Source organism: uncultured Algibacter sp., from assembly GCF_947487605.1.
Classification (GTDB): Bacteria; Bacteroidota; Bacteroidia; order Flavobacteriales; family Flavobacteriaceae; genus Algibacter_D.
Window position 1 is genome coordinate 231,306 of sequence record NZ_CANKXK010000005.1, and the last position, 23,806, is coordinate 255,111.

The window sequence follows — 23,806 nt, forward strand, 5'->3', positions numbered from 1 at the left end:
TTTCAATATGATCAATAAACATTCATTATTATCTGCCTTCATATTCTTGCTAGCACTTTATAGCTACTCACAAACAAAAGCAAAACCCATTTTTAAAGATGGAGAAGCACAAATAGTTGAAGCTTTTAATACTCCAGAAAAATGGATTAGACATGACTTATTTGTTGAAACTGAATTTGACACAGATGGAGATGGAAAACTAGACCGTGTACATGTAGATGTTACCAGACCTTATCAAACTGATACCGAAGGTTTAAAGCTACCCGTAATTTATGAATCTAGTCCCTATTTTGCTGGAGTTGCTCCAAATGTTGCTGGTGTTTTTTGGAATGTAAAACATGAATTAGGAGAAATGGCAAAAGAACGCGTGCACCCAGAAGTAACCCGATTAGGTAAACGCCCAATTATTTCAAATTCAAAAATTCAAAAATGGGTGCCTCGTGGCTATATTGTAGTACATTCATCTTCTCCTGGCACAGGCTTATCACAAGGGTCTCCAACTGTTGGAGGCGATAACGAATCTTTAGCGCCTAAAGCTGTTATCGATTGGTTATGCGGTAGAGCAAAAGCTTATACTGAACCTTATGGAAATGAGGAAGTTAAAGCATTTTGGAGTACTGGAAAAGTAGGTATGACAGGTACCTCATACAACGGTACAATTCCTCTTGCAGCTGCAACAACTGGTGTTGAAGGTTTAGAAGTTATTATTCCTATTGCCCCAAACACATCATACTATCATTACTACCGTTCAAACGGATTAGTACGTTCTCCTGGTGGTTATTTAGGTGAAGATATTGATGTTTTATATGATTACATACATAGCGGTGGAGAAGAACCTCTTATTATTGGCAATTCAAAAAAAGTAAATGATTCTGATATACCTAAAGCTTTTAAAAACAAAAGAGCTTATAGTAATGCCATGGTTAGAGATTCTGAGATGAAAAATGGAATGGATAGAATTACTGGCGATTATAACAAGTTTTGGGCAGGTCGGGATTATTTAAACGATATGGCACCTATGAAGGCAGCGATGTTAATGTCTCATGGGTTTAACGATTGGAATGTGATGCCAGAACACAGTTACCGTATTTACAAAAAAGCTAAAGAAATGGGCTTAGAAACTGCGATTTATTACCATCAATACGGCCATGGTGGACCACCACCTGTGAGCATGATGAACAAATGGTTTACACATTATTTGCATGGTGTAAAAAACGGAATAGAAAATGAAGAAAACAAAGCTTGGATTGTTCGAGAAGAAGACAAAATGGAATCTCCAACAGGATATAAAGATTATCCAAATCCTGATGCAGAGTTTGTAACATTATACCTAACTTCTGGCACACCAGAAACTGGCGGTTTAACTACTACAAAGACATCAAAACAAGGCAAAGAAACAATAATTGATAATTACTCGTTTTCTGGTGAAGCCTTAGCACGAGCAGAAATTACAAATCACCGCTTATTATATGTAACGCCTAAGCTTAAAAAAGATGTTCATATATCTGGCGTAGCAAAAATTACTGTAAAACTAGCAAGTAATAAACCTGCAGCAAATTTATCAGTTTGGCTAGTTTCACTTCCATGGAATAATGGTAGAAAAACAAAAACTACTGATAATATCATCACACGCGGTTGGGCAGACCCACAAAATTATAAATCGTTAACAGAAAGTAAACCTTTAAAACCAGGTAAATTTTACGATGTTACTTTTGATTTACAACCAGATGACCAGATTATTGAAGCGGGACAACAAATTGGTTTGATGATTTTTTCAAGTGATAAAGAATATACTTTACATCCAGAACCAGGGACTGAGTTAACCATTGATTTGGATGGGACAAGCTTAACATTACCTGTTGTTGGTGGACTAAAGCTTTAAAATATGAGCAAATTTCTTCCAGAGATAAGTACAGCATTAAAAACCTTTATTGAAGCGCAACAAATTTTCTTTGTTGCTACAGCTGCTGCCGAAGGAAGAATCAATTTATCACCTAAAGGATTAGATACTTTTAGAGTTATCGATTCTAATAAAGTTATATGGTTAAACTTAACAGGAAGCGGTAATGAAACAGCGGCTCATTTATTAAAAAATGACCGAATGACTATCATGTTTTGTTCTTTTGAAGGAAAACCACTTATTCTTAGGCTCTACGGAAACGCAAAAATCTATCATGATAGAGATGCTAAATTTCAAGAATATATCCATTTGTTTCCTGAAATTGCAGGTACTCGACAAATTGTAGAAATGCATGTTGATTCTTTACAAACCTCATGCGGATACGCTGTTCCTTTTATGAATTTTAAAGAAGAACGACAACAATTAAATTCTTGGGCTGAAAAACAAGGAGAAGAACGTTTACAGAATTATCGCAAAGAAAAAAACTCTAAAAGTATCGATGGGTTCGATACTGGGCTTTAATAGATTGGTTATTAAAAACTAACAAATTTAATTTTTATCCTCCAACAAAGGCACAAACCTAAATTCACCATATTCATGCTGTTCAAATTCTTTTGGTCCTTTTCTAATAAATAAAGTCATCATTTGGACATCATCACCAACTGGAATCACTAATCTCCCTCCTATTTTTAATTGACTCAATAAAGGTTTAGGAACAAAAGGGGCACCTGCAGTTACAATAATACCATCAAAAGGTGCTTCTTCTTCCAGACCAATGTAGCCATCACCAAAAACAAACTTCTTTGCACGATACCCTAATTTTGGAAGAAATTTACTTGTTTTTTTAAACAACTCATTTTGGCGTTCAATACTATATACTATTGCGCCTAATTCACATAAAACTGCCGTTTGGTAACCACTACCAGTACCTATTTCAAGTATTTTATCTCCAGTTTTTATTTGAAGTAATTCTGTTTGAAATGCAACAGTATAAGGTTGCGAAATGGTCTGGTCTGCAGCAATAGGAAACGCTTTATCTTGATAAGCATGGTCTAAAAAACTAGAGTCCATAAACAAATGTCGGGGTATATGACCTATAGCTTTTAATACAGCTTTATTAGTTATTCCTTTGTTTATTAAAACTTTAACTAGCTTTTGCCTTAATCCTTTATGCTTAAAAGTATCGTTCAATTTTTATTGGTGTTTAGCTGGTTAAAATTAGGGAAACATTTTAAGTAAGAAACCAATTATTTAAAATTTATTTTTCCACAATTAAACCACAAAAAATTAGCTTGAAATAAACAAAATCGTCCTTTAAATATGTTATTTTTGTTGAAAACGTGATATTATGCTAAAAGCTGGTGTACTTGGTGCTGGCCACCTAGGGAAAATTCATTTAAGACTACTTAATCAATCTGAAAAATATAACCTTGTTGGTTTTTTTGATGCCGATGAAACTAACGGTAAAAAAGTTGAAGCTGAATTTGGATACAAATTTTTCAATTCTATTGACGCGTTAATTGATGCCGTAGACATGGTTGATATTGTAACGCCTACATTATCTCATTATAACTGCGCTAAACAAGCCATTGCAAAAGGCAAACATATTTTTATTGAAAAGCCAATTACAAATACGGTTGAAGAAGCAGAACATATTAGAGAACTTTTAGCAGAACATAATTTACGAGGTCAAGTTGGTCATGTAGAGCGTTTTAATCCTGCCTATATAGCTGTAAAAGATGAAATAAACTCACCTATGTTTATTGAAACCCATCGTTTAGCAGAATTTAACCCTAGAGGTACCGATGTCCCTGTGGTTTTAGATTTAATGATTCATGATATTGATATCATCTTAAGTGTGGTTAAATCAAAAGTAAAAAATGTTTCAGCAAGTGGTGTTTCGGTAATTAGTGATACTCCAGATATAGCCAATGCTAGATTAGAATTTGAAAACGGATGTGTAGCAAACTTAACAGCTAGTAGAATTTCGCTTAAAAAAATGCGTAAAGCCCGTTTCTTTCAAAAGGATGCTTATATCTCGGTGGACTTTTTAACTAAAAAATGTGAAGTAGTTAAAATGAAGGATGCTCCTGAAAACCCAGGTGATTTTGATATGATTTTACAAAATGCTGAAGGTGTAAAAAAACAAATTTATTTTGACAACCCTCCTATTCCTGATAATAATTCAATTTTAGATGAATTAGAAACTTTTGCTGATGCTATAAATAATAACACAACACCTATTGTTACGCTTCATGATGGTACAGAAGCACTTCGTGTTGCTACTCAAATAATAAATAGTTTTTGATAAAAAAGACAGGATACTGTTAACCGAAGACAAAGAGGTTCTTGAAAAATATTCGTGTATTCGTGGCAAAAAAGAAAATCTTCTTTCTATAAATGAATTATAAAAATAAGTTCTAATGAAAAATATAGCAGTCATAGGAGCTGGCACCATGGGAAATGGTATTGCTCATTCTTTTGCTCAAAGTGGTTTTAAAGTTAATCTTATAGATATTAGCGAAGCTTCTTTAGAAAAAGGCATAGCAACTATTACTAAGAATTTAGACAGAATGATTGCTAAAGAAAAGATTTCTGAAACAGATAAAACAGAAACTTTAGCAAAAATTACCACTCACATTACTATTGATAGTGGTGTTAAAAATGTTGATTTAGTAGTTGAAGCCGCCACAGAAAACATAGATTTAAAACTAAAAATTTTTAAAGAATTAGATAACATTTGTAATAAAAACACTATTCTAGCTACCAACACCTCCTCTATTTCCATTACGCAAATAGCAGCAGTAACTTCTAGACCAGACAAGGTGGTTGGGATGCATTTTATGAATCCAGTGCCCATTATGAAATTGGTTGAAATTATAAGGGGCTATAATACAAGTAACGACGTTACAAATACCATTATGGAACTCTCTAAAACTTTAGGTAAAGTCCCTGTAGAAGTAAATGATTATCCTGGTTTTGTGGCAAATCGAATATTAATGCCAATGCTTAATGAATCTATTGAAACACTATATAACGGCGTAGCTGGAGTAGAAGAAATCGACACTGTTATGAAATTAGGAATGGCGCACCCAATGGGACCGCTACAACTGGCAGATTTTATTGGTCTGGATGTTTGCTTGTCAATTCTAAATGTCATGTATGAAGGATTCAAAAACCCAAAATATGCGCCCTGCCCTTTATTAATTAATATGGTTAGAGCTGGTAAACTTGGTGTTAAATCTGGCGAAGGTTTTTACGATTATTCCGAAAGCAGAAAGGCTGAGAAAGTGGCTAAACAGTTTTTAAATTAAATAGTCGTAGTTACAATTAACTATAAAAATGTATTTTGTTAGTTGTTAAGCAGTTTAGAATAAACAACTAACAACTTAACAACAAACAATAATAAATGAGCATTCAACAAAATATTCAACATATAAAATCCCAATTACCAGAACACGTTACATTAGTAGCGGTTTCAAAAACAAAACCAGTGAGTGATCTAATGGAAGCTTACAATGCTGGTCAGCGTAGTTTTGGAGAGAATAAAATTCAAGAAATGGTTGAAAAACATGAAGTTATGCCTAAAGATATTGAATGGCATATGATAGGTCATGTACAACGGAATAAAGTAAAATATATGGCTTCTTTTGTTAATTTAATCCATGGTGTAGATAATATAAAACTATTAAAAGAAATTGATAAGCAAGCGAAAAAGCATGATAGAATTATTGATTGCTTACTTCAAATAAAAATAGCTTCAGAAGATTCAAAATTTGGTATGTCTTCAAGTGATGCATTAGAAATTATTCAATCTAATAGTCTTTCAGAATTAAAAAACATTAAAGTAACTGGTGTTATGGGAATGGCAACATTTACTAATAACAAATCACAAATAGAAAGAGAATTTCAGTTTTTAAAAAGCACTTTCGATGATTTAAAAGCTACGCAATCTAAAAACTGTACATTAGAGATTATTTCTATGGGCATGAGTAGCGATTATTTATTAGCTATAGAATTTGGTAGTAATATGGTTCGTGTAGGAAGCAGTATATTTGGTAGCAGAAATTATAATTAGAAAATTACAGATACCGCTTTCTTAAAAATTCTTCAATGATAATACAATATAACAAAAACAAATAAACGCATAAACACTTTTTGTACGCAATACTAGACATAGAAACTACTGGAGGCAAATATAACGAAGAAGGCATTACTGAAATAGCAATATATAAGTATGATGGTCATGAAGTAGTAGACCAATTTATTAGCTTAATAAATCCAGAGCGTGAAATTCAACCATTCGTAGTTAACCTAACAGGTATAAACAGTAATATGCTTCGTAATGCTCCTAAGTTTTATGAGGTAGCAAAACGCATAGTTGAAATTACAACAGAATGTATTTTAGTGGCACATAATGCTCAATTTGATTATAGAATATTATGCACAGAATTTAGGCGGTTGGGGTTTGATTACGAACGCAAATCGCTTTGTACAGTCGAGCTAGCAAAAGATTTAATTCCAGGACAACCATCTTATAGTTTAGGTAAATTAGTACGTTCTCTAGGCATTCCTGTAACAGATAGACATCGGGCTTCTGGAGATGCTTTAGCTACTGTTAAGTTGTTTAAAATGTTAATAGACAAAGACACAACTAAAAGTATTATTCAGCAATCTATTAGATTAAATCCAAAGCATCAATTAGAACCACGACACATAGATATTATTGCAAAACTACCAGCAATAACGGGAGTTTATTATATACATAAATCGGATGGTGAAATAATTTATATTGGTAAAAGCAAAAACATAAAGAAGCGCATCAATCAACACTTTACAGGAACAAACCCAAAGTCGAAAAAAATTCAAGTGTTGGTAGGCACAGTTACTTATGAAGCTACTGGTAGCGAACTTGTTGCTCTTCTTAAAGAAAGTGAAGAAATAAAACGAAACAAACCTATATTCAATCGAGCATTAAGGCGTACTACTTTTACACATGCTTTATATAGTTTTACAGACGAAAACAATTACATCAATCTAAAAATTGATGTAGCCGATTATAGAAAAAATCCGATTACCACCTTTAGTAACCGACAAAGCGGAAAGAGTTTTATTGAAAAATCTATTGATGATTTTAAACTTTGCCAAAAATTAACAGGTGTTTACAAAACTAAAACTAGTTGTTTTAATTATGACATTAAAACTTGCGAAGGAGCCTGTATTCAAGAGGAATTACCCGAAAATTATAACCAAAGGGTTTATGCTCTTATAGAGAAAAACAGCTATAAAAATAAAAACATGGTTATTATTGATAAAGGTCGAGAGGTAGATGAAAAAAGTGCCATCTTAATTGAAAACGGGCTTTTTAAAGGCTTAGGTTTTTTCAACTTAAATTATCAAATAAATAATATAGAAGTTTTAGAATCTATTATTACTCCAATGGATAATAATAGAGATACGCAACATATTATTCAGAGTTACTTAAGACGAAAAAAAGGGTTTAAAATAGTAGAATTAAATACCAATTCAACAAATACCTAATCTTTTATTACATTTGATAACATGGATAAACCCAAAAAACATAGTTGGAGATTTAGGCTTCATGAAATTATTTACGAAGCTGATACCCCTGCGGGTAAGGTTTTCGATATCATACTCTTTATTGCCATTATTGTAAGTATCATTTTTGTAATGCTTGAGAGTATAGAAGAAATTGATAACAAATATCATACACTTTTAAATACAGCAGAATGGGCAATTACAATCTTATTTTCAATAGAATATATTGCTAGAATTATAGCAGTTAAAAAACCTAGCAAATACATTTTTAGCTTTTATGGAGTTATTGATTTACTTTCTACAATACCAAAATACTTGTCGTTCTTTTTAGTTGGATCTCATTCTTTAGTAGCATTGAGAGCTTTAAGGCTTCTTCGAGTTTTTAGGATTCTTAAACTCACAAGATATATTGGGGAGTCTACTAATCTTATTAGAGCTTTAAAATTAAGCCGAGCGAAAATCATATTGTTTATGATGTTTGTTTTTATTCTTTGTGTAATTTTAGGAACCGTCATGTATTTGGTTGAAAGTGGACAGGATAGTGGTTTTACAAGTATTCCTAGAAGCGTTTATTGGGCTATTGTAACACTAACTACAGTGGGCTATGGCGACATTGCTCCAGCTACGGCATTAGGTCAATTAATAGCCTCGGTTATAATGTTAATGGGTTATGCAATTATTGCGGTGCCTACAGGTATAGTGTCTGCAGAAATGGTAAGAACAAATAAACGTTCAATTGAAACCAATACGCAAACTTGTCAATATTGCATGGCTAGAAAGCATCGCGACAATGCAAAATATTGTTACAATTGTGGTGAATTACTAAATGAAGACTAAATACCTTATTTCCATAGTTGGTCCAACCGCAATAGGTAAAACGGCACTCAGCATTAAGTTAGCGCAACATTTTAATACTGAAATAATTTCGGCAGATTCAAGGCAATTTTTTAAGGAAATGCATATAGGTACTGCCGCTCCAACTCCAAATGAGTTAGCAGGCGCAAAACACCATTTTATTCATCATAAATCTATTCATGATACTTATAATGTTGGAGCTTTCGAAAAAGACGCACTTCAAAAATTAAGTTTTTTATTTGAATTAAATGATACGATTATTATGGTTGGAGGTTCTGGACTTTATGTCGACGCAGTTACCCATGGTTTAGATGATTTTCCTGAAATTGACAAGAATATACGAGAGTCTTTAAATAAGGATTTAAAAACCAAAGGCCTTGAACATCTTCAGAATCAATTACAATCCCTAGACATTGAAGCTTTTAAAACCATAGCTATAGATAACCCACATCGTGTTATTAGAGCATTAGAAATTTCAATGGGTACTGGCAAGCCTTATTCTTCTTTTTTAAATCAAGGAAAAGCAAAGCGAAACTTTAAAACGATAACTATTGGCTTAACGGCAGAAAGGGAAGCGATTTATAATCGCATCAATGAACGCGTCGATATAATGATACGTGATGGCCTTATAAATGAGGTGAAAAATCTATTCGAATATAAACACCTGAATGCTTTAAATACAGTGGGTTACAAAGAAATATTTAATTATATTGATGGCTCATGGGAATTAGATTTTGCTATTTCAGAAATAAAAAAAAATACCCGACGTTTTGCAAAACGACAGCTCACTTGGTTCAAAAAAAACAACAACACTTTTTGGTTTGATTATAAAACTCCAATAAATAACATTATAAAAACTATTGAAGATGTTATATAATGAAACACCGCTTGACAATCCTGTTTGGTATGCATTAACAGAACACCAGTATAATGAAGCTATAGATTATGGGAATGTGAAGTTTTATCATCCAAATTATGCGCCATTTGGAGCTTTTATAAATAATGAAGATACCAGTGAAGCTATTGATGCCCATTCTAAACTAATTAAAGATTTTTTTATCGTAGGCGATAAACCAAAATTACCTTCACATATAAATTCTATTAAAGAATACATAGGATTGCAAATGATTGTGTATAATAAAATAGACTATGCAATTACAGAAAACATTATAGAGCTTACCAAAAAGCATTATGATGACTTAATGGTTTTAATAAAATTAGTATATCCAGATTTTTTTAAAGAGAAAACACAAAAATTAGGACAATACTTTGGTATTTATAAAGATGGAAAACTGGTAGCAGCAGCTGGTGAACGTATGCAAACCAAAAATTTTATTGAAATAAGTGCCGTTATAACTCATCCTGACTATACAGGAAATGGTTACGCTAAACAACTTATTACACATACTGCAAATGGTATTTTTACAAAGAGTAAAATACCGTTTCTACATGTTGACCAAACCAACATTAATCCTATTCAGCTTTATAAAAAATTAGGATTTCAACTAAGAAGAACATTTAGCTTTTGGAGAATTCGAGTTTAAAATAATGTAATCTGTCCCTCTTCATCAATTTCAAAATTATCACTAGAACCATTTTCTGAAGTAATCTCAGTTTCATCAATTACTTCTAATTCGTCAGCATGCACTACTTCTGGTGCTTCATAAGGCAAAGGATCTAGTAAGTTTACTTGATTTACTTTATCCTTAGTTAATTGATTTCCTAAAGCAGCAATACCCTTAACCGAAATAAATTCTTCTAGATTTATTTCTAGGTTATCTTTTCTCTCTTTACCGCGTTCTTTAGCATAAACTACTTCTGCCATTGGTTTCCAATCGGTAGAAACAATCTCTAATTGCGAATTAGGATGATCTGGGATAAAAGACTCTTCGCGTCCTTCATTATCAATTAAAAAACGTTTAACATAATACAGCGCCTTTTCTCCATTAAAATATACCGCAGAAATTGGTTTCTTAGGAACCCATTTCTCCAGAACTATCATATCATTATCAAAATGCATGGTAACTTCTGGTGTCACCGTTTTAACTATCCCAGATTGAGTGATAATAAGTAATTTGTCCTCACCTCGAAACTCGCCAACTAATTCCCCTCTCCCATCTACATTAAGTCTTTGTACGTTATCATCAAACCAGATTTTACGTGGTTTTAAAGTAGAAACACCTTTCTCCTTTAATTCTACACGCTTAATAGAATATTTAGTAACTAAATTTCCTTTGGAGGTACGACCTTTAATAAGAATATCTGCAAAATCAATATCCCATTTTAATTTTTTAATACTTCCTGCTTGTCGTAAATTAATACTAACGACTTCTGCTTCGCCATTAGGGTTTGCTGAAAAATATAAAGCGACGGATCCTTTGCTATCATTAGTTAAGTCGTATTCTCTGTCTCTTGTTATAGAGGTAACTGCAAACCTTTTAATATATGAAGGTCCAGATTTTCCATCGCGATAAATCATGTTATATATAGTACGCTTATCCTTCTTTTTAAAGACAGCTACATGGATAATATCCTTACCAATAAAGGTTTTAGAGTCTACTTTCGTAACCATCATTTTACCTTCTTTTGTAAAAACAATAATATCATCAATATCGCTGCAATCTCCAACATATTCATCTCTTCTAAGCGAGGTACCAACAAATCCTTCTGCTCTATTTACATAAAGTTTCGTATTTCTAATAACCACTTTAGTTGCGTCTACATCATCAAAAACTCTTATTTCAGTTTTGCGTTCTCGCCCTTCTCCATATTCTTTTTTAAGTCTTGTAAAATAAGCAATCGCATAATCAATTAGGTTTGCTAAATGATGTTTTATCTCTGCTATTTGATCTTCTAATGCATCAATTTTCTGCTGTGCTTTATCTATATCGAACTTCGAAATACGTTTAATTCTAATTTCAGTTAAACGGACAATATCATCTTCAGTTACGCCACGTTTTAAATGCTTTATGTGTGGCTGTAACCCCTTGTCTATAGCACTTATTACACCTTCCCATGTTTCTTCTTCTTCAATATCGCGATAAATCCTATTTTCTATAAAAATCCGTTCCAAAGAAGCGAAATGCCATTGTTCTTCAAGTTCGCTAAGCTTAATCTCTAATTCTTGCTTTAATAGTTGAACCGTGTTATCTGTACTTCTACGCAACATTTCGGTAACACCAATAAATAATGGTTTATTATCCTCAATAACACAACCTAAAGGTGAGATAGAGGATTCGCAACTAGTAAAAGCGTAAAGGGCATCAATTGTTTTATCTGGAGATAAACCAGAAGGTAAATGCACTAGAATTTCAACTTCTGCAGCTGTATTATCTTCAATTTTTTTGACTTTAATTTTCCCCTTGTCATTAGCCTTTAGTATAGAATCTATTAAAGATGATGTGGTTGTCCCGAAAGGTAGTTCGGTAATGACCAATGTATTCTTATCGAGCTGCGATATCTTAGCACGTACACGTACCTTACCACCTCGATTACCATCATTATAATTTGAGAAATCTGCAATTCCTGCTGTTGGAAAATCTGGAAGAATGGTAAACCTTTTTCCTTGTAAATGTTTTATTGAAGCATCAATAAGCTCTAAAAAATTATGAGGCAATATTTTTGTTGACAAACCAACAGCTATCCCCTCGCCTCCTTGTGCTAATAATAGTGGAAACATGACTGGTAAGTTAACTGGCTCTTTACGACGACCATCATAACTTGCTTGCCACTCCGTAATTTTAGGGTTGAAAACAACGTCTAATCCAAACTTAGAAATGCGAGCTTCAATATAACGAGATGCTGCTGCTCTATCCCCAGTTAAAATATTTCCCCAGTTTCCTTGGGTGTCTATTAACAAATCTTTTTGTCCAATTTGAACCATAGCATCTGCTATACTCGCATCTCCATGCGGATGGTACTGCATAGTATGCCCAACAATATTGGCTACTTTGTTATAGCGTCCATCATCTAAATCTTTCATGGAATGCATGATACGACGCTGTACTGGCTTAAAACCATCTTCAATTGCAGGTACCGCACGCTCCAAAATAACATAAGACGCATAATCTAGAAACCAATCTTTATACATACCTGTTACGCGGGTAATGGTTTCTTGTGGTTCGTCTTGTTGGTTTATTAAATCGTCGCTTTCTTCTGTCATTAAATAGTTTCTTTATTTCTATTAGCTTTTACCATTTTTCGTAAAGACTGTCTTATATATTTTCTTTTTTTTCTATTAACTAGTGTCACATTAAAATTTGCTCGTTTTGTATTACCAGAAGGTTTTTTAATATATAAAGTCAAACTTTTGTATACCAAATAATTGCTAAACTTATAGGAAATTAAATCTGCTTTTTCAAATTCTACTTTGTATTCTCTATAATTTAAATAATCGGTTAAAAGTAAGCCGCGATTTATCAAAACCACTTTCATTCCATCGCTATCATATTCGAAATATTTGGCAATCCAATGTACTAGAAACAATAGGCCAACAAATCCAAGTAAAAGCATTAAAAAAGTATAGGTAGCATTCCCTGTTAAATCTTTGAAAGCACTAAAAACTGTTGCCATAATAATGGCTATAACAATAAGAATAAAATATACCGAAATAATTACATTTCGAATTTTACCATTATTTGTTCTCATAGATTTTTCTAATTATTTACTCTATACTTTGAAGCCATAAAATTCTCTTTTAAGTAACTCTTTTTTTTGGTTTACCGTTAAGCATTACTCTTCCTTTTTTAGGGCGTTTTTTTGCATTGTCTTTCACATTGTGGGCATGCAAATAATCATAAGATCTTTTTTTTGCCACTTTCTTGTCTTTATTATACAACATATCTAGTTTAATTTTAGTTTTCTTCTATTAAGTCCAATTCAACTTTAAGATTATCAATTATAAATTCTTGACGTGATGGTGTATTTTTTCCCATATAAAATGCTAATAACTCTTCAATGGACATATTATCGTCTAGCATTATTGGATCTAAACGAATATCGTCCCCTATAAAATGTTTGAACTCATCTGGCGAAATTTCACCAAGTCCTTTAAATCGTGTTATTTCTGGTTTTGGTTTTAATTTTTCTATGGCATTACGTCTTTCTTCTTCAGAATAGCAATAAATAGTTTCCTTTTTATTTCGAACTCTAAAAAGTGGTGTTTGGAGTATGTAGAGGTGACCTTCTTTAATTACTTCAGGAAAAAATTGAAGAAAAAATGTAATGAGCAGTAGACGAATATGCATTCCATCTACATCAGCATCTGTAGCAATTACAACATTATTATAGCGTAAATCTTCTAATGTTTCTTCAATATTTAATGCAGCTTGTAAAAGATTAAATTCTTCGTTTTCGTAAACTATTTTTTTGCTTAAACCGTAACAATTTAAAGGCTTTCCTTTTAAACTAAAAACAGCTTGTGTATTAACATCGCGCGATTTGGTTATGCTTCCAGACGCCGAATCTCCCTCGGTAATAAACAAAGTTGTTTCTAGGTTACGTTCGTTTTTAGTATCTCCAAAATGAACACGACAATCGCGCAATTTTTTATTATGTAAACTCGCTTTTTTTGCCCGATCTTTTGCGAGCTTTCTAATTCCAGAAAGTTCTTTACGCTCTCTCTCGGCTTGTAATATTTTACGCTGAATCCTCTCTGCTGAATCTGGATTTTTATGTAAAAAATTATCTAAGTTTCTTTTTATAAAATCATTAATATAGGTTCTTACGGTTGGCAAATCACCTCCCATATCTGTTGAACCTAGTTTTGTTTTTGTTTGACTTTCAAAAACAGGCTCCATTACTTTAATTGCTATGGCACTTACAACCGATTTTCGAATATCTGAAGCATCATAATTTTTTCCATAAAACTCTCGAATGGTTTTAACCAAAGATTCTCTAAAGGCATTTAAATGTGTTCCCCCTTGGGTTGTATTCTGCCCATTTACAAAAGAATGATACTCTTCGCTATACTGCGTTTTACTATGCGTTAAGGCTATTTCTATGTCGTCGCCTCGTAAATGTATTATTGGGTACAACCTGTCTGATTCATTAATATTTTCACTTAATAAATCTTTTAGTCCGTTTTCGCTATAATATTTTTCGCCATTAAAAACTATGGTTAAACCTGGGTTTAAATACACATAGTTTTTAAGCATCTTAACAATGTATTCACTTCTATATTTATACTTTTTAAAAATGAGATCATCTGGAACAAAAGATACTTTGGTTCCTTTACGGCGAGAGGTATCATCAAGTAAATCTTGACTCATTAAATTACCTTGCTCAAATTCCGCAGAAGCACTCTTGCTATCACGGGTTGATTCTACCCTAAAATAAGATGACAAGGCATTAACTGCCTTTGTACCCACGCCATTTAATCCTACAGATTTTTTAAATGCTTTGGAATCGTACTTTCCACCAGTATTCATTTTAGAAACAACATCTACCACTTTTCCTAATGGGATACCACGACCATAATCGCGTACAGTAACTTTAGTACCTTGAATAGAAATTTCAATGGTTTTACCAGCACCCATAACATACTCGTCAATCGAGTTGTCAATTACTTCTTTTAGAAGAATATAGATACCATCATCTGGGGACGATCCATCTCCGAGTTTCCCAATATACATACCTGGTCGCATACGAATATGCTCTTTCCAATCGAGTGAACGTATATTATCTTCGGTATAATTAGATTGTACAGCCATAAAAACTCGTAAAAATTTGTGATAGAATGCTAATATAGTATTTCAATAGAAAAAATGAAATAGCTCCTAAACAAAGTAATTAACAATAAAAGTACAATAATGTTGAGAACATTTAGTTGCCTTTTCTACTTTTTTTTAACAGACACAAAAAGAATCCCAACTATTACCAGTAAAGCTCCAAAAAGCTGCATTAGCGTTAATATTTCATCTAACAATATGGCCGCAAGGATAATAGTAGATATAGGCCCGATGCCTGCAATAATTGCAAAGTTTGATGAGTCAATCATTTTAATAGAAAGCGATACCAAATACGATGGAATTACGGTTGCTACAATTGCAATTAAAAAGCCAATAAAATATACTTGCCACGGATATCCATAAAGATTAGTTTGTGTTACAAATCCGTAATGAATAAAAACACAAAAACAAGAAACCAACATAGCATAAGTTGTAAATTTAACAACACCAAATTTTGGTATCAACCAGCCACTTCCAACAAGATAAGATGCGTATGTTATGGCGCTCAACAAAATAAAAGCACCCCCTATGTATGTTTCAAGACCAGAAATAGCAACTTCATCCCAAAAGGCAAATACAATTCCCAAATAAGTTAATAATATAGCCGCACATTGCAGAAAACTTATGCTTTTCTTGAAAAAAAGCTTGTTTAAAACGAGTACTATGGTTGGATACACAAATAGAATAATACGCTCTAAACTTGCCTTAATATATAAGAGACCAATAAAATCGAAATAACTAGCTAAATAATAACCAACTATACCAAAAAACACAACCCACAAATAGTCTTTTTTTGTTACTTTAATTATGGTATCATGCTTGCTTTGATATACTAAAACACCTATATAAAATGGAAACGAAAACAGCATACGTAATAACAAAACACTTATAGCATCAATGTTATACTTATAAGCCAATTTAACCATAACCGCTTTTGAAGAAAATAGAACAATACCTAAAATACCTAAAAGCACACCATAAATAAATGTTTTGGAGTTTTGCATGAAACGAATATAGCCTTGTTGTATTTGTATGGAACATTTTAAAAATAACTATTACGATGTTCAAACGTTATTTCTAAAAACTTTATTGAAACATATATTGTTTATAATTACTTACAATAATGTATTGCTTTTCTGATATTTTTATATAGTTTTAACATTAGCTATTAACCTTAAAACTAGTATCATTTATTATGAAACAATTTATTAAAAACACTATTCTTATTACTATTTGTATTTTTCTTGTTAACTGCAGCAGCGATAGTAATTCAGATAAAGATGGACCAAAAACAGTAAACACAGATAATTATTTATACTTTATCTCTGGAGAAGTTGATGGAGAATCCTTTTTATATGGGTTAGAAACAGAACCTACCTCTATCGAATATACAAATGTGTTCGGAAAATCTGGGGTTTGTACGTCAGACAATACAAGCTATGGAGGTATTAATTATAATTCCGGTGTTTATCCATCCTTTTCAGGAGGTTCAAGTATATTTTTCGATTTTGTGCGGTTCTATTTATGCTCAAGTTCTCAATCAAAACTAGAATTATTTAATGATTCATTTCCAGTAAAGTCTTATCCCCTTTCAGTTTCAGACAACACCATTTCGGGTACGAACGGCAGCATAGCTATTTCTTATTCACCAAATGTAAACAACGATTTGTATTACACTTCCTTTAATGGATCAAGTATAAATGGGTCTTTTACGATTACAAAGTCTACAGAAAAAAATCAGTTTTTATTAAATCAACTTATCGATGCATATCAAGAAATTGAAGGAACATTTTCAGGCACTTTGTATAATGTAGAAGATTCATCAGACACTGTAGAAATTACAAATGGTGCATTTAAATTACAGGTGAAATTATTATAATCACTTAAGTAACTATTGCTTTTCTGCATATTAAAAGCGAACTTCGCTTATCGGCTGATATAAGTCACCTGTACTAAACTTGTTTCAGTATTAAAATTGGTAATGACTAAAACAAATACTATGCGAAATATAATACTATTATTAATCATTTCTTTTCAAGGGTATTCACAAAGTTTGACAGAACAGCAAATAGATTCAATTATTTCACCTATTCCTGATTTAATTAGTAATAATTATGTAGATAAAGAGAAAGGAAAAAAAATTGCCTTTCAATTTCTAACTAATATTAATTCTAGAAAATATCATCAAATTAAACATCCAGACACTTTAGCTTTAGCCCTCACAAAGGATTTAAAAAAGATTAGTAGCGATGGACATATGTATGTTACTCTTTTAACCAAAAATGCAAAAAAAGCAACAGGTACAACAGATTGGGAAACAGAAGAGAAAGCACTTGAGATAAAGCTTAACTACGGTTTTACCGAAATTCAAATTTTAGATAACAATACTGGATATTTAAAGATAATAGAATTTATGCATCCCAAACGTTCTATGCAAACTGCTGTAGCTGCTATGAAGATTGTCGAAAACACAGATAATTTAATTATTGATATTCGAGATAATGGTGGAGGATATCCAGGTATATTAGAGTATATAATGAATCATTACTTCGAAGGCCCGCCAACATTACTTTCTACAACTTATTTTTCGGACCCAAAAATGACACCCTATACAAATTACACTTCTGATTTGATCTATGGAAAATTGAGAATTGGAAAACCATTGTATATTTTGATAAATGGCAATACAGGCTCTGCTTCAGAATATTTTGCATATACTTTACAAGCTTTTGGAAAAGCTATACTTGTTGGAGAAAAATCAGCTGGTTCTGCACATAACAATGAGTACTTTTCATTGACAGATGATTTCAGAATTTCTATTTCAACCGCTATGCCAATAAATGAAAAAACTAAAACAAATTGGGAACAAAAAGGCGTTATACCTGATGTACATGTTATAAGTGAAAATGCTAAGAAAAAAGCACTCGAAATTATTTTGAATGAAAAATAACCCTAAATTTAGCTAAATGCTAAACCCAAAAAGCACCTTTTAATCCCATACTATTCTTATACAAAGCAAGAAACACAACATAAAACCTACTTCATATATTTTCCCTTCTTACTCCCCTCATACATCACATATTTAACAAAACGTGCTTCTAACTTAGCGTTGAATAATTGTATTTTTCGAGAAGGTCTTAATCCTACATGCTTTAGTGCATCCAGATTAGAGGTAATAAACCAAGCATCGGTGCCTGGGTAGCTTTGTTTTAGGGTATCGCCTATGCTTTTGTAAAACTCTTGCATATCGATATTTAAACGCTCACCATACGGCGGGTTAAATACCATGTGTAGTTTATCTTCGCCTCCTTTTTGGGTTTTAAAGAAATCTTCGTGTTGCACATGTATAAAATCATCTAACTGTGCATGCTTTACATTTTCTTTTGCTTTGCTTACGGCACTCGGTGCTTTGTCGTATCCCGTAATTTTATAATGAAAATCGCGTGTTTTTTTAAGAAGTGATTCTTCAATTTTTTCAAATAAATCAACATCCCAATCATGCCAACGTTCGAAAGCAAATTCTTTACGCATCAAATTTGGTGGAATATTACAAGCGATCATCGCTGCTTCAATAAGCATGGTACCAGAGCCACACATAGGATCCATAAAATCGCATTGTCCATCCCAACCAGAAAGCATCACTAAACCTGCTGCCAACACTTCGTTTATGGGCGCAATGTTAGTTGCTGTTTTATAACCACGTTTATGTAATGAATCTCCAGAAGAATCTAATGAAATAGTACATTGTCGCCTATCGATATGGACGTTTATTTTAAGGTCTGGAAATTTTAAATCGACGTTAGGACGCTGCCCTACAGTATCCCTAAACTTATCAACAATGGCATCTTTGGTTTTTTGAGCTATGTATAGAGAATGTGAGAACAAATCGGAATGGATAGTAGCATCAATAGCTAAACTTCCTGTAGGTTTCAGGTAATTTTCCCAATTCATATTGTAAATTTTATCATACAAATCTTTTTCGCTATTAACTCTAAAAGAATGAATGGGTTTTAATATTTTAATAGCGGTACGTAACCCCAAATTAGATTTATACATAAAGCCTTTATCCCCAGTAAAAGATACGTTACGCACACCTTTTTTTATATCTCGAGCACCTAATTGTAAAAGTTCGTTTTCTAATAAGTCTTCAAAGCCAAATAATGTTTTGGCTACCATCTTGAAATTTTCTTCCATTTTTTTCGTCTAATACCTTGCAAAAATAACGTAATTTTGCGGCAAACGTTAAAGTTTATTGACAATTAGGTTAGGGATTGTAGTGGCATCCTTTTTGTGCTTTCTAAAAGTTTTTGGTGGAAAAGAAAATCATAATGTATACGCCATACTTAATGAGATACTGAAACAAGTTTAGCACAAGAAAGATATAGCGAAAAGCCCGACCACGCCATAGCGTGGGAACCACCAAAAAAGTATATGAGCACAGACACCACAAAATGGTTTACTTCTTGGTTTGATACACCATTTTATCATATTTTATATAAAAATAGAAACGATAGTGAAGCGCATGCATTTATGGATACGCTTACAACATACCTAAATATTCCTGAGGCTGGAACTATTTTAGATTTAGCTTGTGGTAAAGGAAGGCATGCACGATATTTAAATAAAATTGGTTATGATGTTACGGGTGTAGATTTAAGCGAGAACAGTATTAAATTTGCTAAACAATTTGAAAATCACAGGTTGCACTTTGAAGTTCACAATATGTGCAAACCTTATAATAAGGAATTTGATGCCGTTTTTAATTTATTTACCAGCTTTGGATATTTTGATAATGATGAAGATAACTTAAACACAATTAAAGCAATAAAAGCTAATTTGAATGAATTTGGTTTTGGAGTTATCGATTTTATGAATAGTGAATTTATAATTGATAATTTAGTTTCCGAAGAACTCAAAACAGTTGAAGGCATCAATTTTAATTTAAAACGCTATGTTGAAAATGGTTTTATAATTAAAGATATAAAATTTAAGGCGCTAGGTGAAGATTTTGCTTTTATTGAGCGTGTTAGAGCTTTTACTTTAAAAGATTTTGAATTGCTTTTTAAAAAAGCCGATGTACATTTGCTAGAAATTTTTGGTGATTACAAATTACATAAGTTTGATGCCAAAACATCTGAACGTTTAGTAATGATTTTCAAATAGATAACTAATTAACTATTCTCACGGTTGTGAATACTATTTTTTTGAATGAATAAATACCTTTTTCCTATATACGCTGTTATTTTGGGGGTTGTTATTGCACAATTCTCTAAAAACAAAAAAAATTGGAACACAAAACTCCTACTCTCTTTTAGTGGAGCATTTTTATTGGCTTTAACACTTTTTGAGTTATTACCCGAAGTTTACAATCATTTAGACACGAAACTAACAGGACTGTTTATTATGTGTGGTATTTTGCTTCAAATTGTTTTAGAATTATTCTCTAAAGGCGCAGAACACGGACATGTGCACATACATAAAAATGAAAAAACATTTCCTTGGTTGTTATTTATTAGTTTATGTATTCATAGTTTTTTGGAAGGTTTTCCAATTCATGAACATAACGATATGGTTTATGGTGTCTTAGTACACAAGATTCCTATTGCTACCATTGTGAGTTTATTTTTGTTTCAATCTAAATTTAGTATCACTAAAATTATTGGCTTCTTAGTGGTATTTGGCTCAATGACCCCTCTTGGAACTTATATTTCGAATACAGTAGACTTAAGTGCCCAATTAGCCCATAGTATTAATGCGATTGTTATTGGTATTTTTTTTCATATTTCTACCACTATTTTGTTTGAGAGTGGCGAAGGTCATAAATTCAATCTATCGAAGTTTATCTCAATTATTTTAGGAGTTGGAATTGCTTACTTTATATAATTTATTCTTCCTGCGAGGGAGGAATTCTATTAAAACAAATGTTTTTTAAAATGGATTCCAGTCTTCACGGAAAAGACAAAATGTTCAATTTTATGTTTAGTAAAGAAGAATCACGCTTATTACGACAAGAGTTTTGGACTAGTTTTGGGAAGTCATTTCCTAAAAAATGGATTCTATATAATACTAAACTTAAAGGGTTAAATTTTAAATTTCATTTTGATAATAAAAAAGCCATGGTTGCTTTAGATCTAGAGGACAGCCTCGAACATCGTATTAAACATTGGGAAAAGCTTCTAGCCTTAAAATCTATTCTTTTAGAGGATTACCTACCTGAAGCTATTTTTGATGAAAGCTATATTTTAGACAATAGTAAAGAACTATCGAGAATTTATGTTCCTCTTGCACAAAAAGTTTCTATTCATAATAAAGACACATGGCGTGATGTTATGGAGTTTTTTAATAAAAATATGACTTTATTTGAAGCCTTTTTTGAAGAATACAAACATGTTATTGACGGTTGATTAATTTTTGAATTTGTTTTCAAATGAAACTTGAATTGACTAGATTTACTTGCAAAACCACAACAATTGAATTCTAACACCATATCTAACGGTATTTTAAGAGCAGTTGCTATTATTTTAGGAGTTGCTTTAGTTCTATATTTTCTATATCAAATACAATCTGTTATAGGCTATATTGCTATAGCTGCTGTTATATCGTTAATTGGGAGACCTATTGTACTTTTTTTAGAGCGCCGATTAAAGTTTAAAAACACCATTGCCGTTATTGTAACTATGGTTTTATTGCTGGGTATTTTTATTGGTTTGGTTGGCTTATTTATTCCTTTAATTATTAAGCAAGGGCATAACCTTTCATTGCTTAATATTAATGAATTACAGCGTAATATAGAGAATTTATATAGTGAAATAATCACCTATTTCGATTTACACCAAATAGATGTAGAACAATCTTTAAAGAAATCGGACTTACTATCTAAAATAGATTTTGGATTAATTCCTAATTTTTTAAACTCTGTAGTTAGTGGTTTAGGTAGCTTTAGCATTGGCTTGTTCTCTGTTCTGTTTATTTCTTTTTTCTTTTTGAAAGACAGCAGACTATTTGAAAATGGTTTGCTCACTTTTATACCGGACAACAAAGAGTCTCGTTGGAAAAACTCATCTAATAAAATAAAGGATTTACTATCAAGGTATTTTGTTGGGTTAATTTTTCAAATTTTTATTCTTTTTATAATTTATACTATCGGGCTTTTAATTATTGGGGTTGAAAATGCTATTGTTATTGCTTTTTTGTGTGCACTTCTCAATTTAATTCCCTATGTAGGGCCTTTAATTGGTGCGTTTTTAATGATTACCTTAACAATGACCAGCAACCTTGGACACTCTTTTAGTGATATTATTTTACCAAAAACATTTTGGGTATTTATAGTTTTCATCATTGGACAATTAGTAGATAATTTTGGTAGCCAACCCATCATATTTTCTAAAAGTGTCAAGTCGCATCCTCTTGAAATATTCCTAGTTATTTTAATTACTGGTATTCTATTTGGCGTTATTGGATTAATAATTGCGGTACCTGCTTATACAGCAATAAAGGTGATTTTAAAGGAGTTCTTATCTGAAAATAAGATTGTGAAAAAACTCACCAAAGGCCTGTAATTTTTAGTTTTGAATAAGTCTATTTTAAATATTGACATTCAAGAATTTATAAATGTCAATTTAAATTCTAATATAAATACTTTACTACTAAAAGGAAGTGTATTTCCTGATGTTGACATTAAAGGTGTTGTTGAACAAATTGAAGCAAAAAAACGCTGTCAAAAAAAGCTCCCCACTTGGTTTACTACCAAAAATATTTACTACCCAAACAAATTAAACATAGAACAAACGTCCTCTGAAATTTCAGCAAAATACAAATCGAGTTTAATAAGTGGTAACTCCATAATTGATTTAACAGGCGGATTTGGTGTGGACTGTTTTTATTTTTCAAAGTTGTTTAAAAAAGTAACCCATTGCGAAATAAATGAGGAACTTTCTAAAATTACATCACACAATTACCAAAAGTTGAAAGTTAAAAATATTCAATCTATTTCTGTTGATGGGATTGAACATATTAAAGCAAACAAAATTCATTATGACTGGATTTATATAGATCCATCACGCAGGCATGAAGCCAAAGGAAAAGTTTTCTTTTTAAAGGACTGCTTACCTAATGTTCCTGTGCATTTGAATATGCTTTTTAAATATTCAACAAACATACTCATCAAGACCTCTCCGTTATTAGATTTATCGATTGGTATTAATGAATTAAAACACGTTAAAACCATTCACGTTGTTGCTGTTAACAACGAGGTAAAAGAATTACTTTGGGTTCTTGAAAAAAATTTTAATGGAAGCATTACTATTAAAACTGCTAATTTAAAAAATCAAGACTGCGAGTATTTTGATTTATACATTAACGAAGAAAAAACAACTAGTGCATCTTTTTCTGAACCACTCACCTATTTATACGAAGCAAATTCTGCAATATTAAAAGCAGGTGCATTTAATACAGTTTCTAATAAATTAAAAGTTTTCAAACTACATAAACATTCACATTTATATACAAGTAATAACCCTATCGATTTTCCTGGAAGGGTTTTTAAAATTGAAAAAATTATTCCGTACAATAAAAAAGAATTTAAGAAACTTAGAATTACTCAAGCAAACATAACTACACGAAATTTTACTGAGTCTGTACAAAGCATTAGAAAGAAATTTAATATTAAGGATGGTGGAGACACTTATTTGTTTTTTACCACCAATATTAAGAATAATAGAATTGCAATTATTTGTACTAAGTAACGCAAACAAAAAAGCCTCAC

23 protein-coding genes are annotated in these 23,806 nt (G+C 32.0%); 16 read left to right on the plus strand and 7 right to left on the minus strand.

The genetic code is table 11. The features are described 5' to 3' along the window. Positions 1-7: 7 nt before the first annotated feature. Complete coding sequence (locus Q0739_RS07825; RefSeq protein ID WP_298238158.1) at positions 8-1,882, plus strand: Xaa-Pro dipeptidyl-peptidase; 1,875 nt, start codon at positions 8-10, stop codon at positions 1,880-1,882. 3 nt (positions 1,883-1,885) lie between these two features. Then, positions 1,886-2,422 carry a pyridoxamine 5'-phosphate oxidase family protein gene (locus tag Q0739_RS07830; RefSeq protein WP_298238159.1) on the plus strand — a complete coding sequence of 179 codons (537 nt, stop codon included), beginning with the start codon at positions 1,886-1,888 and terminating at the stop codon, positions 2,420-2,422. 27 nt (positions 2,423-2,449) lie between these two features. Here the strand turns inward: Q0739_RS07830 and Q0739_RS07835 are convergent, their stop codons facing one another. Next, on the minus strand, positions 2,450-3,091 hold the full coding sequence (locus Q0739_RS07835; RefSeq protein ID WP_298238160.1) for a protein-L-isoaspartate(D-aspartate) O-methyltransferase: 642 nt from the start codon (positions 3,089-3,091) through the stop codon (positions 2,450-2,452). A gap of 157 nt (positions 3,092-3,248) precedes the next feature. On the opposite strand from Q0739_RS07835, the gene Q0739_RS07840 reads away from it, so the two are divergent. The 7 genes from Q0739_RS07840 (at position 3,249) to Q0739_RS07870 (ending at position 9,858) form a co-directional block, all read left to right on the plus strand. After that, entirely contained in the window at positions 3,249-4,208 is a 960-nt protein-coding gene (locus Q0739_RS07840; RefSeq protein WP_298238161.1) for a Gfo/Idh/MocA family oxidoreductase, read from the plus strand. 115 nt (positions 4,209-4,323) lie between these two features. Continuing rightward, a complete protein-coding gene (locus Q0739_RS07845; protein WP_298238162.1) occupies positions 4,324-5,214 on the plus strand; it encodes a 3-hydroxybutyryl-CoA dehydrogenase in 891 nt (296 codons plus the stop codon). A 95-nt stretch (positions 5,215-5,309) separates the two neighbouring features. Beyond that, positions 5,310-5,978, plus strand: a complete 669-nt coding sequence (locus tag Q0739_RS07850) for a YggS family pyridoxal phosphate-dependent enzyme (RefSeq protein ID WP_298238163.1) — start codon at positions 5,310-5,312, stop codon at positions 5,976-5,978. A gap of 80 nt (positions 5,979-6,058) precedes the next feature. Continuing rightward, complete coding sequence (locus Q0739_RS07855; protein WP_298238164.1) at positions 6,059-7,441, plus strand: exonuclease domain-containing protein; 1,383 nt, start codon at positions 6,059-6,061, stop codon at positions 7,439-7,441. 21 nt (positions 7,442-7,462) lie between these two features. Further along, entirely contained in the window at positions 7,463-8,296 is an 834-nt protein-coding gene (locus Q0739_RS07860; RefSeq protein ID WP_298238165.1) for an ion transporter, read from the plus strand. Further along, a complete protein-coding gene (gene miaA, locus Q0739_RS07865) occupies positions 8,286-9,191 on the plus strand; it encodes a tRNA (adenosine(37)-N6)-dimethylallyltransferase MiaA (RefSeq protein ID WP_298238166.1) in 906 nt (301 codons plus the stop codon). The genes Q0739_RS07860 and miaA overlap by 11 nt, the downstream gene beginning before the upstream one ends. Then, entirely contained in the window at positions 9,181-9,858 is a 678-nt protein-coding gene (locus tag Q0739_RS07870; RefSeq protein WP_298238167.1) for a GNAT family N-acetyltransferase, read from the plus strand. Before miaA ends, Q0739_RS07870 begins: the two co-directional genes overlap by 11 nt. Here the strand turns inward: Q0739_RS07870 and Q0739_RS07875 are convergent. From Q0739_RS07875 to Q0739_RS07895, 5 genes are all read right to left on the minus strand, one after another. Next, on the minus strand, positions 9,855-12,476 hold the full coding sequence (locus tag Q0739_RS07875; protein ID WP_298238168.1) for a DNA gyrase/topoisomerase IV subunit A: 2,622 nt from the start codon (positions 12,474-12,476) through the stop codon (positions 9,855-9,857). The genes Q0739_RS07870 and Q0739_RS07875 overlap by 4 nt on opposite strands. Next, complete coding sequence (locus Q0739_RS07880; RefSeq protein ID WP_298238169.1) at positions 12,476-12,961, minus strand: hypothetical protein; 486 nt, start codon at positions 12,959-12,961, stop codon at positions 12,476-12,478. Before Q0739_RS07880 ends, Q0739_RS07875 begins: the two co-directional genes overlap by 1 nt. Before the next feature lie 49 nt (positions 12,962-13,010). After that, the gene (locus Q0739_RS07885) at positions 13,011-13,154 is read right to left on the minus strand and encodes a hypothetical protein (RefSeq protein WP_298238170.1); all 144 of its coding nucleotides are present in this window, start codon (positions 13,152-13,154) and stop codon (positions 13,011-13,013) included. Between the two features lie 13 nt (positions 13,155-13,167). Further along, complete coding sequence (locus Q0739_RS07890; RefSeq protein WP_298238171.1) at positions 13,168-15,024, minus strand: DNA topoisomerase IV subunit B; 1,857 nt, start codon at positions 15,022-15,024, stop codon at positions 13,168-13,170. Between the two features lie 125 nt (positions 15,025-15,149). Further along, the gene (locus Q0739_RS07895; RefSeq protein ID WP_298238172.1) at positions 15,150-16,046 is read right to left on the minus strand and encodes a DMT family transporter; all 897 of its coding nucleotides are present in this window, start codon (positions 16,044-16,046) and stop codon (positions 15,150-15,152) included. Between the two features lie 191 nt (positions 16,047-16,237). Between Q0739_RS07895 and Q0739_RS07900 the strand changes: the two genes are divergently transcribed. Next, positions 16,238-16,921: a hypothetical protein gene (locus tag Q0739_RS07900; protein ID WP_298238173.1), complete on the plus strand. Its 684-nt coding sequence runs from the start codon at positions 16,238-16,240 to the stop codon at positions 16,919-16,921. 120 nt (positions 16,922-17,041) lie between these two features. Beyond that, positions 17,042-17,992 carry a S41 family peptidase gene (locus tag Q0739_RS07905; RefSeq protein WP_298238174.1) on the plus strand — a complete coding sequence of 317 codons (951 nt, stop codon included), beginning with the start codon at positions 17,042-17,044 and terminating at the stop codon, positions 17,990-17,992. 86 nt (positions 17,993-18,078) lie between these two features. Here the strand turns inward: Q0739_RS07905 and Q0739_RS07910 are convergent, their stop codons facing one another. After that, positions 18,079-19,236: a class I SAM-dependent RNA methyltransferase gene (locus Q0739_RS07910; protein WP_298238175.1), complete on the minus strand. Its 1,158-nt coding sequence runs from the start codon at positions 19,234-19,236 to the stop codon at positions 18,079-18,081. Between the two features lie 237 nt (positions 19,237-19,473). Here Q0739_RS07910 and Q0739_RS07915 point away from each other — a divergent pair, with 237 nt between their 5' ends. From Q0739_RS07915 to Q0739_RS07935, 5 genes are all read left to right on the plus strand, one after another. Beyond that, on the plus strand, positions 19,474-20,205 hold the full coding sequence (locus Q0739_RS07915) for a class I SAM-dependent methyltransferase (RefSeq protein ID WP_298238176.1): 732 nt from the start codon (positions 19,474-19,476) through the stop codon (positions 20,203-20,205). A 45-nt stretch (positions 20,206-20,250) separates the two neighbouring features. Further along, positions 20,251-20,925, plus strand: a complete 675-nt coding sequence (locus tag Q0739_RS07920) for a ZIP family metal transporter (protein WP_298238177.1) — start codon at positions 20,251-20,253, stop codon at positions 20,923-20,925. 92 nt (positions 20,926-21,017) lie between these two features. After that, the gene (locus Q0739_RS07925; RefSeq protein ID WP_298238219.1) at positions 21,018-21,446 is read left to right on the plus strand and encodes a DUF4268 domain-containing protein; all 429 of its coding nucleotides are present in this window, start codon (positions 21,018-21,020) and stop codon (positions 21,444-21,446) included. 66 nt (positions 21,447-21,512) lie between these two features. After that, the gene (locus Q0739_RS07930; RefSeq protein ID WP_298238178.1) at positions 21,513-22,601 is read left to right on the plus strand and encodes an AI-2E family transporter; all 1,089 of its coding nucleotides are present in this window, start codon (positions 21,513-21,515) and stop codon (positions 22,599-22,601) included. A gap of 9 nt (positions 22,602-22,610) precedes the next feature. Continuing rightward, entirely contained in the window at positions 22,611-23,786 is a 1,176-nt protein-coding gene (locus Q0739_RS07935) for a class I SAM-dependent methyltransferase (RefSeq protein ID WP_298238179.1), read from the plus strand. The last annotated feature ends 20 nt before the right edge of the window (positions 23,787-23,806 follow it).